Origin of the sequence: Streptomyces sp. NPDC004629, from assembly GCF_042873595.1 — a bacterium.
GTDB lineage: Bacteria > Actinomycetota > Actinomycetes > Streptomycetales > Streptomycetaceae > Streptomyces.
The window spans coordinates 1-17,701 of the sequence record NZ_JBIALO010000007.1 but is presented as its reverse complement, the minus strand read 5'-3'; the positions used below and the strand labels follow the sequence as shown (position 1 = coordinate 17,701).

The 17,701-nt window shown below is 67.4% G+C and carries 16 protein-coding genes and 1 pseudogene; 14 read left to right on the top strand and 3 right to left on the bottom strand.

Going from position 1 to position 17,701, the window contains the following annotated elements:
- Positions 1–30 precede the first annotated feature (30 nt).
- Positions 31–750, bottom strand: a complete 720-nt coding sequence (locus tag ACFYTE_RS12210) for a TetR/AcrR family transcriptional regulator (RefSeq protein ID WP_388708435.1) — start codon at positions 748–750, stop codon at positions 31–33.
- 222 nt (positions 751–972) lie between these two features.
- A complete protein-coding gene (locus tag ACFYTE_RS12205; RefSeq protein ID WP_388708432.1) occupies positions 973–1,359 on the bottom strand; it encodes a nuclear transport factor 2 family protein in 387 nt (128 codons plus the stop codon).
- Between the two features lie 687 nt (positions 1,360–2,046).
- On the opposite strand from ACFYTE_RS12205, the gene ACFYTE_RS12200 reads away from it, so the two are divergent.
- From ACFYTE_RS12200 to ACFYTE_RS12150, 11 genes and pseudogenes are all read left to right on the top strand, one after another.
- Complete coding sequence (locus ACFYTE_RS12200) at positions 2,047–3,051, top strand: amidohydrolase family protein (RefSeq protein ID WP_388708429.1); 1,005 nt, start codon at positions 2,047–2,049, stop codon at positions 3,049–3,051.
- A 310-nt stretch (positions 3,052–3,361) separates the two neighbouring features.
- Positions 3,362–4,255 carry a LysR family transcriptional regulator gene (locus tag ACFYTE_RS12195; RefSeq protein WP_388708427.1) on the top strand — a complete coding sequence of 298 codons (894 nt, stop codon included), beginning with the start codon at positions 3,362–3,364 and terminating at the stop codon, positions 4,253–4,255.
- 212 nt (positions 4,256–4,467) lie between these two features.
- The gene (locus tag ACFYTE_RS12190; protein WP_388708424.1) at positions 4,468–6,096 is read left to right on the top strand and encodes an FAD-dependent monooxygenase; all 1,629 of its coding nucleotides are present in this window, start codon (positions 4,468–4,470) and stop codon (positions 6,094–6,096) included.
- Between the two features lie 262 nt (positions 6,097–6,358).
- Positions 6,359–6,805 (top strand): heme-binding protein, encoded by a 447-nt coding sequence (locus ACFYTE_RS12185; protein ID WP_388708422.1) that lies wholly within the window; start codon positions 6,359–6,361, stop codon positions 6,803–6,805.
- Positions 6,805–7,881, top strand: coding sequence for an amidohydrolase family protein (locus tag ACFYTE_RS12180; RefSeq protein WP_388708419.1), 1,077 nt, complete (start codon positions 6,805–6,807; stop codon positions 7,879–7,881). Before ACFYTE_RS12185 ends, ACFYTE_RS12180 begins: the two co-directional genes overlap by 1 nt.
- A complete protein-coding gene (locus ACFYTE_RS12175; protein WP_388708416.1) occupies positions 7,878–8,264 on the top strand; it encodes a metal-sulfur cluster assembly factor in 387 nt (128 codons plus the stop codon). The genes ACFYTE_RS12180 and ACFYTE_RS12175 overlap by 4 nt, the downstream gene beginning before the upstream one ends.
- Positions 8,261–8,707 carry a DoxX family protein gene (locus ACFYTE_RS12170; protein ID WP_388708413.1) on the top strand — a complete coding sequence of 149 codons (447 nt, stop codon included), beginning with the start codon at positions 8,261–8,263 and terminating at the stop codon, positions 8,705–8,707. Before ACFYTE_RS12175 ends, ACFYTE_RS12170 begins: the two co-directional genes overlap by 4 nt.
- Positions 8,708–8,891: 184 nt before the next feature.
- Positions 8,892–9,875 (top strand): alpha/beta hydrolase fold domain-containing protein, encoded by a 984-nt coding sequence (locus ACFYTE_RS12165; RefSeq protein ID WP_388708410.1) that lies wholly within the window; start codon positions 8,892–8,894, stop codon positions 9,873–9,875.
- 58 nt (positions 9,876–9,933) lie between these two features.
- Positions 9,934–10,377: a hypothetical protein gene (locus tag ACFYTE_RS12160; protein ID WP_388708408.1), complete on the top strand. Its 444-nt coding sequence runs from the start codon at positions 9,934–9,936 to the stop codon at positions 10,375–10,377.
- Positions 10,378–10,694: 317 nt separating this feature from the next.
- Positions 10,695–11,456: an SDR family NAD(P)-dependent oxidoreductase gene (locus tag ACFYTE_RS12155; RefSeq protein ID WP_388708405.1), complete on the top strand. Its 762-nt coding sequence runs from the start codon at positions 10,695–10,697 to the stop codon at positions 11,454–11,456.
- A gap of 429 nt (positions 11,457–11,885) precedes the next feature.
- Positions 11,886–13,076: pseudogene (locus ACFYTE_RS12150) on the top strand (transposase).
- A 20-nt stretch (positions 13,077–13,096) separates the two neighbouring features.
- Here the strand turns inward: ACFYTE_RS12150 and ACFYTE_RS12145 are convergent.
- Positions 13,097–13,765, bottom strand: coding sequence for a TetR/AcrR family transcriptional regulator (locus tag ACFYTE_RS12145; RefSeq protein WP_388708402.1), 669 nt, complete (start codon positions 13,763–13,765; stop codon positions 13,097–13,099).
- 111 nt (positions 13,766–13,876) lie between these two features.
- On the opposite strand from ACFYTE_RS12145, the gene ACFYTE_RS12140 reads away from it, so the two are divergent.
- The 3 genes from ACFYTE_RS12140 (at position 13,877) to ACFYTE_RS12130 (ending at position 17,600) form a co-directional block, all read left to right on the top strand.
- On the top strand, positions 13,877–15,388 hold the full coding sequence (locus tag ACFYTE_RS12140; RefSeq protein ID WP_388708399.1) for an MFS transporter: 1,512 nt from the start codon (positions 13,877–13,879) through the stop codon (positions 15,386–15,388).
- Between the two features lie 100 nt (positions 15,389–15,488).
- Positions 15,489–16,709, top strand: coding sequence for an FAD-dependent monooxygenase (locus tag ACFYTE_RS12135; RefSeq protein WP_388708397.1), 1,221 nt, complete (start codon positions 15,489–15,491; stop codon positions 16,707–16,709).
- A 45-nt stretch (positions 16,710–16,754) separates the two neighbouring features.
- Positions 16,755–17,600 (top strand): lipocalin-like domain-containing protein, encoded by an 846-nt coding sequence (locus ACFYTE_RS12130; protein WP_388708394.1) that lies wholly within the window; start codon positions 16,755–16,757, stop codon positions 17,598–17,600.
- The last annotated feature ends 101 nt before the right edge of the window (positions 17,601–17,701 follow it).

The window sequence follows — 17,701 nt, the reverse complement described above, 5'->3', positions numbered from 1 at the left end:
TGGGCACCGCGGACGTCACGCACGCAGCTGTCAGACGCTGCTGTCGGGCTGGGACGGCTCAGGCGCCGTGGCGCTGGGCCTTGCTTCACCGGGATCTGAGGCAGGCTTGGGCTCAGTTTGCGCCAGCGCGGCAACCATGCGGCTCAACTGCTCAGCGTAGAGCTCCGCGAAATGTGCCGACGACGGGTCCACTCCGATAAACGCGCGCGCGAACGCCGGGAAGATCGCGGGAGCGATGGAGGCGGCGAAGAAGGCGAGACTGACCGCCCCCACGTCGATGTCTTCGCGAACGTCGCCTCGCTTCTGACGAAGCCTGGTCTTCTCCATCAGCTCGATCAGCCGTGCGACGCGCTCGTCGCTGATCGGGAAACTGCCTTCGAGCGCCTGGCGGGTCAACGCCCTGGCCCACGACTCATCCTCGTGGGCCCAGTGCACGTACTCTCGAACGCTGGCCACTAGGCTGTCGCTGGCCGACTCGACCACAAAATGTCGATCGATCCACTGGTCCTGCAGGGCCTCGAACAGGCCCTGCTTGCTCCCGAAGTGGTATGTGATGAGCTGGTGACCCACCCCCGCCGCCTGGGCAATGCGAGTGACACGCGCGTCCTTGAAACCGTACCGGCCGAACTCCTCCTTGGCAGCCGCGAGGATCGACCTGCGGGTGCGTTCGGGGTCATTCCTGCGGGGATCCGCCGAACGTCTACGCCTCTGGGACGCTGCCGCGGATCGCTCTGATGACTTCTTGGCCATGGTTACCCAAACACTAGCAAAGGCGTCGGCAGCCGGACCGTGAGGTCGGCGAGACCGGCCCCGGCCGTGGCCGGAGAAGCGCTCGGAAGTGCCGTGACCTCCGTCCCTCTGCCAACCATGGTCCGGTGCCGGCCGGCGGGCCCGCGGCCTACGGTGCCGGGTGTCGACCAGCGGCGAAACATACATCGAACCGACGGATCGACGGTCCGACGCGTCGGACCGTCACCCGGGCGGGAACCGACGAGACATCTGAAGATGACCGAGCAGCCAGCCTTCGTCGTGTCGCACCCAGACCCGGGTCACCGCCGCCTGGACGACGAACGGCGGAGCGTCCGGCACGAAGGGGATCGAGAGCTGCTGAAGGCTGCTGACGATCACGGTGTCAGTGAACTCCCGCCTGGTCGTCTGCAGGGTGGTGGCCTCAAGCGTCGGAGGGCGTCCCTCCAGGCCGGCGAGGAATGTCTCGCGGTCCTGGATGAGGCCCGTCGGCCCGTGGATCGCGACGAACTCCTTGTGCAGCAACGCGGCGGTCGCGTCGCCCGATGGCGCCGTCAGAGCGGCGAGCCAGGCCGCTTCAGCGGCGTCGACGGAGGGGTTTGCGGTGGTCACGCTCTCTCCTCTGAGATCAACCAGGTCGCTCGCGCCACTGAGGCCCAGTGCTGTCAGGTCGGCGGACGTTCGGGGTCACGGCGGAGTCGGCCGTTCGACTGTCGCTAGCCCACGGTCACGCCCTGATGAAACTTTGTCAATAACTGTTTTCATATCTGCTCCTCGTTGCTAACGTCCGCGGAGAGCCGGTCGTGACCCCATCTGCGTCGATGCAGCGACTGCCCGCCGCGCTCCCACGACGAGTACCACTCAGTCAGGAGTCGACAATGCCGTCGTCCTTCCGCGGGACCTCTGTCAACGCCTTGGCAGAATGCGTCCACGATCACGCCGTGGTCGGCGCGGGCGCGGCCGGGCAAGTACTCGGCGACCGTCTGGTCGCCGATGAAGGGGCGGCGGTCCCGCCGGTCAGCGCGGGGTCCGTGCGCGGACCGGCGACAACGCGGCCTGCACCGAACGGCACTCAGGCTCACGGCCGGCGGAGCCCCTTCCGGGCCGGTCCACCGTGAGCGCTCCTCCGACACGGACCGTCCCGCGCGGCGCGCCCGTCGGCCTGTCCGGCCCGAAGGGTTGTTGACCGCTCGGCCGGAGACCATGCGGTCGGCTCGGCTCCCGCCCCGCGGTCGGCCACAAGGCACGGAGCCCGGTTGCGGGCAACACGATGCTGTGACACCGAGACAAGGTGAAATCATGGGCATGACAAACACTGGTCGAGTCGACTTCCATCATCACCTGTTCCCCACCCGCGGACGGGCAGGTGACCTGATGCGCGAACTGATCGTCAGGTCGGGATGGCCCGCTGACCGCCCACTACCCATGGCCGGCTGGAAGCCGGAAACAAGCCTGGAGTGCATGGACGAGTTGGGCATAGCAACGGCGATTCTGTCTCTGCCCAACGACGTGGAGCACGATCTGCCCGCGGTGGACCGGCGCGGTTTCGCCCGGGAGGTCAACACTCTCGCCGCGCAGATAGCCGAGGAGCACCCCGGCCGGTTCGGCTTCTTCGCGCACCTGCCGACGCCGACCACCGTGGACGACGCGCTCGAGGAGCTCGCCTACGCCTTCGACGAGCTGGGCGCTGACGGGGTCACGCTCGCCAACGTCTACGGCCAAGGTGCGGATGCCTGCTCGCTGGGCAACTCACGGCTCGAACCGTTGTGGGCAGAGCTGGACCGCCGCGCCGCTCTCGTGTTCGTCCACGGCGAGCAGACGCCGGGACGCAATGCGGCGCCGAATCGATTCATGCCGGTACCCGTCAGCGAGGTGCCGAACGAGACGTACAAAGCCGCAGCGGACCTCGTCACGAGTGGGTGCAAGCGCCAGTTTCCACGCGCTCGTATCATCCTCTCCCACTCGGGCGGCAGTACGCCGCTGCTCGCGGCCAGAGTTGCCGCTTTGGCACCCCTCCTGGGCTGCGAACTGACTCCGGAGGAGATCGTCGATGATTTCCGCACGTTCTACTACGAGACGGCCCTGAGCGGTTTCCGCACCAATCTGATCGCGCTCGAAAGCCTCGTTCCGGTCGATCAGATTCTGTTCGGAACCGACTTTCCGGCCGTGCCGACACATGTGGCGCGCTGGTACGCACGCAACGTCGACGATTACTATGCCGATCGACCCGCGATTCACGATCAGGTCATGAGTGGCAACGCGATGAAACTGGTACCGCGCCTCGCCACTGCAGCGGGCAACTGATCCGTCCTCTTTCTGAGGAACTATAGAGGCGAAAGGATAGAGGCGAAAGGATTGGGAAACGCGCCCGGTCTCGGCCTCGTCGGCGACGGAGAAACGACAAGCCCCGTGCGTCGATCACGGAATTGTGCGGCCACTGGCGATGGCGGCGCCTCAACGCTCGACGCCAGGTCGTCGGCCCCCTTTCATACGAGTCGCGGCGAGCGGAGGCCTCGCAGGGCGAGCAGCGGAGGAGCAGGGAAGTACCGGTCGACGTCACGGGAGATATACCGAGCAGACCCAGTTCGACCCAGTAGGCGAAAACGGAGGGTAAATGACCGACCTCAACCGGGTGGACCTGAACCTGTTGCCGATGCTGGCGGCACTGCTCGAGCACCGGAGCGTCACGCGAGCCGCCCAGGAGGTCGGACTGACCCAGCCCGCCATGAGCAACGCGTTGAGCCGGTTGCGGCGTACGCTGGGGGACCGGCTTCTGGTCCGGGTCGGCCGCGAGAGCGTCCTCACCGCGCGAGCCGAGGCGCTTATCGCGCCGGTCAATTCGATCCTGGAGAGTGTCAGGAGCCAGGTCCTGTCTCCCGGCCATTTCGACCCCGCAACGACCCGTCGTACCTTTCGCATCGCCGCCTCGAGCGCAACGTGTGTGGTGGTCCTTCCGTCACTGAGCGCCACAATCGCGAGCTCCGCTCCGGGAGTGCAGGTCCTCATGGAGCCGCAGAGCTCCATGGCGGACTTCACCACGTTCCCGTGGTCGGCGGACGTCGCCCTGCTGCCGGCGAGCATCGGAACTCCCCTTCCCCGCGATCGGCTCTATCGCGAGGATGTGGTCGTGGTGGCCGATGCCGCCAATCGGCACATCGGAGACACGCTGACCGTCGATGACTTGACAGGGCTGCCTCACGTCGTCTTCGAATACAACGGAATTCGTCTTGACGCCCAACGGACCCTGGAAAGCACGCTGCCCGACCTGAACGTCCAGATAAGCGTCTTCGACTTCATGATGATTCCCGCCCTGGTACGTCATACCCGAATGGTGGCACTCCTGCAACGGAGACTGGCGGAATTCTTTGCCCAGCAGGGCGGCCTTCGGGTGCACGAGTCACCGATACCTCTTCCATCACAGGCAGTCGACATGGTGTGGAACCCGCGAAACGCCGGGGATCCTGGATGTGAATGGCTGCGCGGCGCACTACTGAAAGCCCTTGTATAGATCTGCTGATTGTTGTTCATCACCTACACCCATTGGAACAAGCGCCGACGCCTGTTTAGCATTTGAGTGACGAAAGGCAGCGTTGCCCCGGGGCCGGGTGCCGACTGTGGTTCCGAAAGTGCCACAACGCGGCCAATCGGTACGCAATGTGCCCCGAAAACACCGCTCGTCGGGTCCTCGGGACCACGTCGAGCAAAGGAGACGAGGCGAAGATGCAGATCGCACAGGCAAGGGGACGTAGCGCGGACGGCACGGGGGAGGCTCGTCCACACCACAGTGTGGTCATCGTAGGAGCGGGACCGAGCGGTCTGATGGTGGCCGATGAGCTCGCCCTCGCCGGCATCACGGCGGTGGTCCTGGAGTCGGGTCCCGGTCCGAGCCCGGAGCCGAAGGCGAACGCACTGGTCGGCCAGGTCCTGCGCATGCTCGACATGCGCGGGCTCTACACCCGGATCACCGGTACGCAGAAGAGGCCGACCAAAAACACGGCATTCACTTTCAGTGGAATCCCAGTCCCGCTGCAGCAGGTGCCCCACCACCCGATGTACACCGAGTTCATTCCTCAGCCCAAACTGATCCGTCACCTCGTCGACCGGGCCGAGGAACTGGGCGTCGACATCCGATGGGGCCATCGACTCCTGGAGTTCGACCAGCGGAACGAAAAGGTCTGGCTCAAGGCGGAACGCGGTGACGAGGTGGTCGAGCTGACGGCGGACATCGTCGTCGCGGCCGACGGCGCCCGAAGTGTCTTCCGGAAGCAGCTGGGCATCGGCTTCCCCGGCACCACCCACGACACGGTCGGCTGCGGTGGCCAGGTCTCGCTGCCAGAGCGGAACCGCACCCCCGACGGCGGTCTGGAGATTCCCGGTGTCGGAAAGGCCAACCTCGGGCACACCCGGTTCGAGGGTGGCTGCCTGCTGCTCATCGAACCGCAGCCCGGTCGGACTTTGATGGGCACCGTCGAGTTCAGAGCGCCTGACGGCTCGCGGGAGGTCACGTTCGACGAATTCAGGGAAAGCGTCGCCCGTGTCGTCGGGACCGAGATCGAATTCGACGTGCCGCCGGGGCCGGGGCCCCACGCGCTGCGAAAGATCGATGGTCAGAACACTCGGCTGGCCGACAGTTACCGATCCGGCAACGTGTTCCTCGTCGGGGACTCCGCGCACGTCCACTCGCCGATGGGCGGACCGGGGCTGAATCTCGCCCTGCAGGACGCCGTGAACCTGGCCTGGAAGATCGCTGCCACGGTCCAAGGCTGGGCACCGGCCGACTTGCTCGACACCTACTTCACGGAGCGACATGCGGTGGGTGAACGCCTCATGAGGCACTCCATGGCACAACTCGCGCTCATGAGTCCCGGCAGTGAGGTGACCGCGCTCCGGTCCCTGCTGGAGGAAGTCTTCGCGATTCCCGACGTCGCGAGCTACCTGGCCCACATGGTTGGCGGTGGCGACGTGCGCTACGACACCGGTGATCACCACGCATTGGCGGGATTCTTCGTTCCCGACTGGACGCTGGACGACGGTCGACAGGTCACCGACCTCCTCGGCCAAGCCCGTCCCGTCCTGCTCGACACCGCAGACGGAACCACAGGCGAGGTCGTGGCGCCCTGGAGCGACCGCATCGACGTCGTCGTCGCACCCTGCGGCCATGCGCCGAAGGCGATGCTCATCCGTCCCGACGGCTACGTCGCGTGGGCAGGCGATGCTGGACCCGACTCGCACGAAGCCCTCCGGTGCGTCGTGCGGCGCTGGTTCGGCGAGCCGTCCGAGAACTCCGGCCCGCTCACGGCCGCATCGAAAGACCAGGCGCTCGACCGCCAAGCCGCATCGACATCGTGACCGGCGTACCCACCACCGCCGAGGCCGACGACGCGGCATGGCAAGAGGCCCTGACGACGGGTTCCGGGAAGCAGCCCAGCAGGATGCCGCATCTGGATTTCCTCGGAGTGCACCGCCCAGTGGGCCGCACCCAGGGAGTCGAAAGCAGCCGACCATCGAGCGCGGTCGGCCACCTCACCAGGCAGGAGACATTGATGATGCCCATACACGGCAGGTCAACCACCCCGGACTCGCCCTGGTCGCAGCCGACCGGTGATGCGTCATGAGAGCGCCACTCGCCTTCGACGCCGCCCGCGTGGCCGCTGATGCCGTGATCGCTGCCGGGCGGAGCGAGGGTCTGCACCTCGCCGTCGCCGTCGTGGATCGCGGCGGGATCACCCGGGTGCTGCTCGCCGACGACGGTGTCGGGCCCGTCGGGATCGAGACGGCCCGACGCAAGGCCTACACCGCGGCGGTCATGGGCACCGACACTGCGCTCTTCGCCCAGTTCGCGGTCACTCCGGCGCTCGCCGCAGCCCCGCCCCACCTCATCGACTCACAGCTCCTGGCCGTGCCGGGCGGGCTTCCGATCGTCGTCGACGGTGCCGAGGTCATCGGCGGCATCGGCGTTGGAGGTGCCGACGGAGACACCGACGCAAAGCACGCCGCAAGCGCCATCGAGGCCGTCACCGAGTTGCTCGATCGGCCCACCCACCACAAGGAGCAGTAATGATTGAGAACCACCTCGTCGTGGAGGGCGTCGCCCACCAGTACAACTTCCGTCCGGAGAACATCGTCCAACCGCACATCGGGCCGATGATCGGCGAGGTACTCTACGCCGGCCACTGCGGGGCCGGCGGGCCGGAGTATGCGCTTGACCGCAAGACTTACATGGACGGGGCGGGCGCGGAGACCATCGGACGCGCCATCCTCGCCGAGAGCTGGTCGGACGTCATCGTCTACCACGAGACGCCCATCTACTCGCAGTTCGTGGACGGTGGGTCGGACCTCGCGGCCGGCCTGCGCATGCGGGAGCTGTGGCCCGAGCGGACGCTGATCTACGGTGCGGTCGCCCCGCTGCGCCCGGGGGCTGTCGACAGGGTCGACGAACTGGTGGACGTGCACAAGGTGCAGGCGCTCAAGCTCTACCCGATCGACACCGTGGACGGACGGACCCTCGGGCTCGACCTGTCCGATCCGGAGGTGTGCTTCCCAGTCCTTCAGCGGGCCCGTGAGCGCGGCCTCAAGGTGATCGGCATCCACAAGGCACTTCCGCTCGGCCCGGGCCCCGTCTCAGCCCTCGGGCTCGGTGACGTGGAGGGTGCCGCGCTGGCGTTCCCCGACCTGACCTTCGAGATCGTGCACGGTGGCATGGCCTTCGTCGAGGAGACCGCGGTGATGCTGCAGAGCCTGCCCAACGTGGTGGTCAACCTCGAGGGCACGTCCTTCATGGTCAACACCGCGCCGCGCCGGTTCGCCGAGGCCATCGGAGCGTTCCTGGCAGCGTTCGCCGAGGACCGGATCATCTGGGCCACCGGCTGCGACGCGGCACACCCGCAGCCCCTGCTCAAGGCATTCTGGAACTTCGAGATGCCTCGCGATCTCGTCGAGGGCCACGGGTACCCGGAGCTGACGAAGGAGCGAAAGGCGAAGATCCTCGGCAGCAACTTCCTGCGCATGCACGGTATCGACGAGCAGGACTTGCGCGACCGGGTGTCCGGCGACGAGTTCGACACGGCCGAACTGGCACCTGCCTGGGGAGGCAACACTGTGGCCCGCGTGTCGCAGTTGGGCGGTGTGTCGTGAGCGTCACCACAGAGCAGGTCCAGGATGTCCTGAACACGATCATCGATCCGTGCAGCATAAACGCAGGGGCACCCGCAGGCCTCGTAGACATGGGGTTGGTACGGGACGTACGTGTCGACGACGATCCCGAGGGCGGCTGCCATGTCTCGGTGGCTGTCGGCGTGACGGAGCCGACGTGTGTCCTCCTGGGTTCATTCGCGAACGAGACCCGCGAACGGCTCTCCGCTCTGGACGGCGTGTCCAGCGTGGACGTCAAGGTTCTGGGCGACCTGCAGTGGTCCGAGGACGATCTCTCGCCGCGGTACCGCGAGCGACTCGAACGCCATCGACAAGAGAGGCGGAGCAAGCTGATGCTCACCATCACTCCCGCTGGTGCACGATGACCGCCGGCAAGTACGACGCGGTCGCCGTCCCGCTGCTCTCGTCGGCGCGGTCGGTCGGTGGCTTCGCCGGTCGAGCCGCTCTCGGCACGGTGTTCCTGATGGGCGGTTCCCTCGTATTCCGTCATCCCGAGGGCCCCACCCACGCGGCCGGAAACTTCCTGGGGAAGTTGAAGAAGCGGGTCGCGCCGTTGAATCGCTTCGAGGACCGCGATCTCGTCCGCCTGAACGCCGCTGTCCAGTGCGCAGCCGGTGCCAGCCTCATCGCCGGACGAATCCCGCGGGTGGCGGCGGCAGTACTGGTCGGCTCGCTGATCCCGACGACCCTCGCCGGCTTCCCCTTCTGGGAGGCGGAACCCGGCCCTGAGCGCATCCGGATGAACGCCGATTTCACGAAGAACGCGGCACTGGCGGGTGGCTTGATCAGAGTGATCACCCACCCTTGAGGTCAGTACCTCCCGCGACACTCAGCGTCCGAGCCGGGGTGCCGACGGTGTCGGGACCCCGGCCGATCCGAATCGAGGAGACAGAAATGTCAGCTGCCCTGCCCCAACGGTCCTCCCTTGCAGGAAGGCGACCGGTCCTCCCAATACAGGCCGCCGTCCGCCACTACCGCTCCGGCGGTCCGAGGTGACCCGCGAGCTCAAGGACCAGGTCTTCGCCCAGCGGGACACGGGACCCTTGCTCATGGACCTGGTCCTTCCGGACCGGCCCACGGGCAACGATCCCGCGATCATCTGGCTGCACGGCGGTGGATGGTGGGCCGGCGACCGCACACTGACCTCGGGCCTGCACCGCTGGTTCGCCGCCCACGGCTACGTCATGGCCAGCATCGAGTACCGGCTGAGCGGGCAGGCAATCTTCCCCGCCCAGCTCATCGACGTACGGTCCGCGGTCCGACACCTGCGCATGCACAGCCGGGAATACGGGATCAACCCTTCCGCGATGGGATTGTGGGGGTCTTCCGCGGGCGGACACCTGGCCGCGCTGGCCGGCGTCACAGGCACGGTGGACACGGTCGCGGGAGAGCCGGACGGACTGGGAAGCTGCGCGGTGCAGGCCGTGGCCGACGCCTATGGGCCGGTCGACATCCTGGCCGCCGCAGATGGGGCCGGGTTCGGCTCAGGACCTTCGCCCGAGGCACGTCTCCTGGGCGGCGCCCCAGCCGAATGTCGCGAGTTGGCGGAGATGGCGAATCCCGTGACGTGGGTCGCCGCCGGCGCCCCGCCCTTCCTGATCGCTCACGGAGACGCCGATGTGCTGGTGCCGCCGAGCCACAGCATCCTCTTGCACAAGGCGCTCAGCGTTCAGCAGGTCGAGTCCACGCTGTACTTGCTCGATGGCTACCGGCACGGCTTCCTCAACCGGGCCGGCGTCGGCGACGTCTCGACGCACCCGTTGTTCGACGCCGGGCGACTGGCAGCTGAGGGCGAGGCTCCGAGCAGGGTGCTGAGCAGCGGCACGAGGTCCCCCGCGGACGCTGTCCCGGGTATCTATTCCTTCGACGTCATCAGGGAATTCTTCGATCGGCATCTCAAGGGCCCTGCACGGTCCCAGGAGAAGGACAATAACCCCGCCATCGGCCGCATCCCAGCAACCCAAAGGGACAAGTGACGACCTCCCCTGTGCCGAAGAGTTCCTTTCGATCACCCCGACGATGTGGAGTTCTACCGTGAATGACGACACCCCCGCCACTGCGCAGCAGAAGGCCATGCTCGACCTGCACCTCGAGCATGTCGTGGCCGAAATGGCGCTCGATGTCGAACGGGTGATGGCCACCCTGGACGACTCTCCGGAATACGAATTCTGTGGCGTAGCCCTTGCCGGAACGGCCGCGATCCGCCGATTCTATTCCGCGTTGATCGAGGACATCATTCCGCGTGTCATCGGCACGAACTTGAGGGCACGGAGCGCTGGAACGGACGTACTGATCGACGAGGGGACGATGACACTGGACCTCAATGACGGATTGAGGCCAACGTGGTCCTTCTGCAGTGTCATCTCCTACGAGAACGGCCGCATCAAGGGTGAACGGGTCTACTACGCAGACCCTGAAGCCGTCCGGTTCCACCGGGACTGGATCGCGTCGCGGAACCTCGCTGCCGTGCCCAGCTGATCCTGGGGCACGGCGGCTCTGGTCCCCGGATGGTCTCGTGCCAATGTCGCCAGTTCGGAAACTGCCTCCGACACCGGCCGGTACAACTTCACGAACGAGTGGAGCAGGCGCTCGGTACGTCAGGGCCGGGCCCCTGCGCCTTGGTCGCCGTCACAGCAGTACATGCGCGGCTGGGGCACGGATGAAGTCGCGTGGGTGGTCTTCGCCGGGAGCAATACCCAACTCGCTGTGTGTTGTCGCGGTCACCGTACCGTCCTTGCCACCTGCTACGGCCCTCACGGCGACCGCCACCAATCAGTAACTTGAGGAGTCAACACGTGAATCGCGTAATTGCCGTCCTCGGCGGCGGAACGGGCCTCGGCCTGTCCGTCGCCCGCCGGTTCGGCCGAGAAGGCTTCCGAGTCGCCCTCGTCGCTCGGCGTCACGAGCGCCTCGGCCTTCTGGTCAAGACACTGGCCGCCGACGGTGTCGACGCTACCCCGTTCCCCGGCGACCTAGCTGCGTACGAGGACGTCACCGACCTCATCCGTTCGATCCAGGCCGGGATGGGCCGGATCGACGTGGTTGAGTACGGGCCGATCGGCAGCCAGCTCGGCATGGTCCCGGCCACCGAGCTGGATGCGGCGGCTGTTGTCAGGCTGTCCCGGCTGCTGCTCCTCACCCCGGTCGAGGTTGTCCGAGCGGTACTGCCAGAGATGCTCGAGCGAGGCGACGGCGCTCTTCTTCTGACCCAGGGCTATTCAGCCTTGCAGCCGATGCCGTTCATGAGCGGGCTGGGCCCTGTTATGGCCGCAGCTCGCAACTACTGGTACTCCCTGTACGGCGAACTTGCCGAACGCGGCGTCTACGCGGGGACCTTGACCGTGGGATCGATCATCGCCCGCAGCGAGCTCGGAGAGGCAGCCTCGGCACTGGCTGCCGGCACTTCGCCACCGACACTCCCGAACGGGGCGCCGATCACCGTCGTCGACCCAGACGAGCTCGCCGAGCGCTACTGGACCATGTATTGCGTCCGAGACAGCGCCGAGCAGGTACATCCCGCCTCTTTCGCGGCGCATACCGCCGACACATCCAGGTAGGATTGCGATCTGCTGACCCAGCTCTGCCCGCCGCCGACTCACACAGCATGTGTCTGTATCGCGATCGCTGCCCGACCGACGACGAGCCCGGCGGCGGCCCGGGCTCCCATCGACGGCTCATCAGATGGGCGGACAGAGCTTTTGATCCGCGAGATCGAATGCGTCGGAGTCGGGACGGGAAGCTCTGCATCTGCCGCCCCGCTGTACCGTCGCCGGGGACGATCACCGGAAAGGGTGGGACGAGACGCATGATCTCCAGTTCATCTGGGAGCTGACCAGCACTGGTTGGGCGACCGCAGCTAAGATTGGGCGTCTTGCATCGCGGGTCACTGTCCTGCCGACCTGCGGCTCTTCCCAAAACAGCTGAGGCGGCCTGTTCTCCACGCTTCGGGATGTCGAGTCACGAAGGCGAGGGAACGGCCGCTGCGCATGAGTCGGCCCGTCGATGTGCCCGCAAGCGAGCCGTTGGGCCTGTTGTTCTGCTGTCGGGTCGAGTTCTACGAGCGTCTCTGCAAGCCAGCGGACGCATTCTTCAAACTCACCGACGCGGTGCTCTGCGCGGAGGGGCCGGTGAGGACACTGGTGGAGCTGTCGCTGGCGGCCGTCCACCGGCGCAGGCACGGAGCCCTGCACGGCGCACTGGACCGGGGCTGGCTGGAGCCCGCGCGGCTGCGCCGGGTCCTGGCCGAGCCTGCCACTGCCGAGAGCGGCCGACGGGCGGATCATGCCCTTCGTAGACGTGTCGCACTGGCTGCGACCCGACGCGCCGACCAGCGACGAGCGGCTGTTCTGCCACGTCTACGGAGGCGGGGACCGCGGCTCGAAGCAGTTCGTGCCCCGCCGGCCGTCCTCCTTCCTCGCCGCCCTGGAAAGGGCCCGCACCTCCTGGGCCGGGCGGACGACGCCACCCGGGTCACCGCCCGCCAACTCCGCGACCTCGTCCACCGGGTGATCCCGAGATTCTGATCGTCATGAACTCCGGATATGACACCGCCTACCGCTCCCACGCCCGGGCCGGCCTGCCGGTGGTGCTGGTCGGGCACTGCGCTCGGACCGCGTCATGGTCCGCGACGCCGACCCGACCCGCTCCGGACCGCGTGGCGGGCGGCCCGCCGACACGGCGGCGTCCTCACCCTTGCCAGGCCGGTCACCTGGCACACTCCCGACGTCACCTCATCCACCGACACCACCCGCTACGGGACAGCCGAGGCGACCGCCTGGGACCGGATGCGCCCCCGGCTCACCCATCGCGGCTCCTGGCTCGACCACGTACACGAAGAACTGCCCATCCTGCACGGCACGTTGATCCGGCTGGAGGCCGAGCATCTGCCGGGCGACCGCGCCCCGAAACCCGTCTGGCCGTGGTCCTCGGCGGACAGCGTCACGCCGGCGGCCATCGACCGCTGGTGGCAGTCGTTCCTCCGGAGATTCGACCTGGAGCCAATGCCGTATGCCGTCGGCATTGGCGGAACTGGAGCACAGGGAACGCCGCACCGAACCCGTACCGACCCGGGCTTTCCTTTCGGTTCCAAGAACTCACACCGAGCCAGACGCCATGGCGTCGGCAAGACCGTCAAACGCGCCGAATCGATCAAGGAACACCAAGCTCACAAAGGGTAAACCTAAACCTGAGAGCAGCGTCAGGTGCGCGTCCGGTCGAACTCGGCCTCGCTGAGGGGCGGCTGCGGCAGCGGTGTCGGGCCGACGCGTTTGTGACGCAGACCGTCGAGGATCACGACGAGGTAGCGCTGCCACAGGTCGGGGGTGACGGTTTGGCTGCGCTGGACGACGGCCCCGAGCATGAGCTGGATGAGGGGAAAGTCGGTCGGCTGGATGTCGCCACGTAGCTGACCGGCCTGCTGGGCGCGGGCGATGACGAGGCTGATGGCAGGGGTGAGCCGCTCCCGGACGGTGGTAGCCCGCGCCTTGCCGTGCGCGCTCTCCAGCAGGATTTCGCGCAGTCCGCGGTCCCGGGCGAAGTCCTGTCCGGCGGCCTGGAAGAGCTGCACGAGTCCCTCCCAGGGGTCCTCATGGGCCAGGGCGGCCTCCGCCAGGCCGTTCAGGTGCTGCAACGCGTCGTCGAAGACGGCCTCGATGAGTTCCTCACGATTGGCGAAGCGGCGGTAGGCGGTGCCGACGCCAACGCCCGCGTGGCGGGCGATGTCGTCGAGCGTGACCTCCAGACCCCGCTTGGCGAAGACCTCTTGAGCTGCCGCGATGATGCGGCGTCTGTTGCGCTCCGCATCCGCCCGCAGAGGGCGGGGCGACGTGTTCTCGGAGGGCGGGGCGGAGGGGGTTCGGCGGCTCATGGCTCCACTGTACCCAGCTAAGTGGAGAAAGTATCTCCATCTTAGTGCTATCGTGGACTCGGCAACCGGAGATTTAATCTCCATTTAGTGTTCCCCCGTTCGGAGAAGCCAATGAGCACGCCCCTCACCCACGCACCGAGCCCGCCGCAGGCCGACCACGCCAGGCACAGGGCCGATGGCCGTCGGCACAGTCACCGCTGGCTGATCCTGGCGGTCATCGCGATCGCCCAGCTGATGGTGGTGCTCGACGCCACCATCGTGAACATCGCCCTTCCCTCAGCCCAGGCCGATCTGGGCTTCTCCGCCGACAACCGCCAGTGGGTGGTCACCGCCTACTCCCTCGGCTTCGGCAGCCTGCTCCTGCTCGGCGGGCGCATCGCGGACCTCATCGGCCGCAAGCGCGCCCTGATCATCGGACTCGCGGGCTTCGCCGCGACATCTGTCCTGGCCGGCGCCGCCACGAGCTTCGGCATCCTGGTCGCCGGCCGGGCTCTGCAGGGCGCCTTCGGCGCATTGCTCGCCCCCACCGCGCTTGCCCTGCTGACCACCACGTTCACCGACGCCAAGGAGCGCGCGAAGGCGTTCGGCATCTACGGCGCGGTCGCCGGTGCGGGCGGCGGCGTGGGCCTCCTTCTCGGCGGTCTGCTCACCGAGCACCTCGACTGGCGCTGGTGCCTGTACGTGAACCTCGTTTTCGCCGGCATCGCGCTCATCGGTGCCCTGGTGTTCCTGCCCGACCAGGCCCGCGACAGGAACGTGAAGATCGATGTGCCCGGCACGATCACCGTGACCGTCGGGCTCTTCTCCCTGGTCTACGGGTTTGCGAACGCTGAGACGGCTGGTTGGGCCGCGGCGGGCACCTGGGGTTTCCTGGCCGCAGGCGCGGTGCTCATGGCGGTGTTCGTATGGCTTCAGACCCGAGTGGAGCACCCGCTGCTGCCGCTGCGAATCCTGCTCGACCGGGACCGCGGTGCCGCCTTCCTCGCCATGTTCATCTGCGCTGCCGGCATGTTTGGCGTCAACCTGTTCCTGACCTACTACCTGCAGCAGTCCCTCGGCTACTCGCCGGTCCAGACCGGACTGTCCGTCCTGCCCATGATCGGCTCCACGATGGTCGCCGCCACGCTGGCCACGAGCATGCTGACCCCGCGCCTTGGCCCGAAGGTGGTCATTCCGCTCGGCATGCTCCTCGCCGCCGCCGGCCTGACGTGGCTGACCGCGCTGGAGACCGACTCCAGCTACGCCGCCCACATCCTGCCTCCGCTGATCGTCTTCGGCGTCGGTCTCGGCCTGGTCATGTCGACGGCCATGAGCACCGCCACCAAGGGCGTCGCACCGGCCGACGCCGGGGTCGGCTCCGCCGGCGTCAACACCATGCAGCAGATCGGCGGCTCAATCGGCGTCGCCCTGCTCAGCACCTTGGCAGCCAGTGCCGCCAATGACTTCATGGCCGGCAAGACCCCGACGCCGGACGTGGTCGCCCAGTCCGCCCTCGAGAGCTACTCCACCGCCTACACATGGTCCGCCGCGTTCTTCGCCGTCGGCGCGATCGTCTGCGGCCTGCTCTTCCGCCCCGGCGCCCCCAAGCAGGACCCCCACGCCGCACCCGCCGTCCACATGTGACCGCGCCGGCGGAGCAAGGGCCCTGAGCAAGAACCGCTGGGCCCTTCCACCTCTGATCAAGAACACCTGCCAAGGACACGGAAGAACGAGAGAGGACGCCATGCACACCCCCACACCCCGCGCCCTGATCGTCGGCATGGGCATCGGCGGCCTGGCCACCGCGATGCGCCTGCGCGAAGTCGGCTGGGAACCCGTCATCGTCGAACGCGCCTCCGGACGCCGCCCCGCCGGATACTTCGTCGGCCTCTTCGAGACCGGCCGCGCCACCGCCGAGCGCATGGGCGTGCTCGACGCCATCGGCGACCGCACCGACCACGAAGGCAAGACCTACGACATCGACCGGACAGGCCGCCGCCGGCCTGGCATGGGCTACGGCGACCTGCCCGGGGCGCCCCGCCTGCTACTCCGTGGCGACATCGAGGGCGCCCTGTACGACGCCGTCGCGCCCCTCACCGAGATCCGCTTCGGCACCACACCGGTCGCCATCGACGAACACCCCGACGGCGTCGACGTCAGCCTGCACACCGCCACCGGCGAACAGGTCGCGCCGGAAGTCACCGAGCGCTTCGACCTCGTCGTGGGCGCCGACGGCCTGCGCTCCACCACGCGCAGCCTCGCCTTCGGCCCCGACAGCGACTACCTCCGGCCGCTCAACCACATCATCGGCGCCACCATCCTCAAGGAGCCCGTCCCCGGCTACCGGCCCAACGACGGGCTCGTACTGGCCGAACCGGGCCGATCCGTTTGGACGTTTCCCTTCGCGGATCACGAGCCCGGCGTGCTGTTCAACTACCGTACCGACGACGAGGACGCCCAGTTCCGGCGCCCTCCCATCGACTCACTGCGCCGGGCCTTCGGACCTGAACCCGCCGGGCCCATCCTGAACAACCTCCTGGACCAGTTCGAGCAGGCCGACGACCACCTCTTCGACTCCGTCCACCAAGTGGAGATGCCGACCTGGCACACCGACCGCATCGTCCTGCTCGGCGATGCCGCCTGGTGCCTGACGCTCTACTCCGGCATGGGCGCCTCCACCGCGATGGCCGGCGCCGACCTCCTGGGCACCCTCATCCAGCGCAACCCCGGCAACCTCACCCGGGCGCTGCGCGAATGGGAGCAACGGCTGCGCCCCTTCATCGCCATCCAGCAGAAGGCCGGCCGTGCTCAGGGCCTGACGATGTTCGTCCCGCAGAGCCGCAGGGACAAGACCGTACGGACCGCCATGCAGCAGCTACTGGGCACCCGGATCGGCAAGCACGCGGTGCGGACACTGTTCGCCGGACGGTTCAAGGAGAAGTCCATCGACATCGCCGCCGTCTGACGCGACCGCTCCGGCCGGTCACGGCCACCCACCTCGGGAGACACCATGAACACTGCGCACCCCACCCTGATCAACGCCGCCGAAACACTCCCCGCAGCCTCTGCTCGGGCAATGGATTCCTGGTGGTTCACCGCCAGGCTCCAGGCCGAGGACACCGTGTTCTGGGCCAAGATCCACACGATGACGATGCACGACGCCGTGCACAGCACAGTCGCCTTCTTCCAGGAGCCGGACGGCCACACCAGCCAGTTGAGGAGCATCGACAGCCCCGGGACCGTGACGCTGTCCACGGACTGCTTCGACATCCGGACCCCGCTCTTGGGGATGGCCGGAGACCTGAACAAGCTGGAGCTCACCGGTGCCACGGACAGCGCATCGGCCCAGCTCACCCTCCGACGGGACGAGCCCGTGCTCTACAGCGGCGGATCCGGGATCTTCCCCTTCTTCGGCGGGACCACCGGGCAGTACGCCCTGCCGGGCCTGACCACCTCCGGCACTCTCACCGCCGACGGCACCACGTACGAGGTCAACGGGCGCACCTGGTTCGACCGCCAGTGGGTGTCGCCCGGCACGCATCCCCCGCGCTTCACCTGGCTCGGCCTCGATCTCGGTGCCGGCCGCTACCTGAGCGTCTGGGACACAACAGGCGACGGCACCTCCTGGCTCACCGAACTCACCGCCGACGGCACCCACATCATCACCGGCGCCCGACGCACCGAGAGCAACGGTGTCTGGACGCTGACCGTCCCCAGCCTCGATGGCATCCTCGAGATCACCCACCGTCGGCTGTCCGCCGCCGACGTAGGCTTCTACGGCGGCGTGTGCACCGTCACCGGTACCCTCGCCGGCGACACCGTCACTGGACACGGCTACACGGACATCATCGGCTGATCCCCCGGGAGTGTAAATCTAACGGCGGATCTGACGATCATGGGAGAGACGTCAAGTGACTGACACCGCCGTGGAGTTGGAGACCGTGAAGCCTGTCGAGA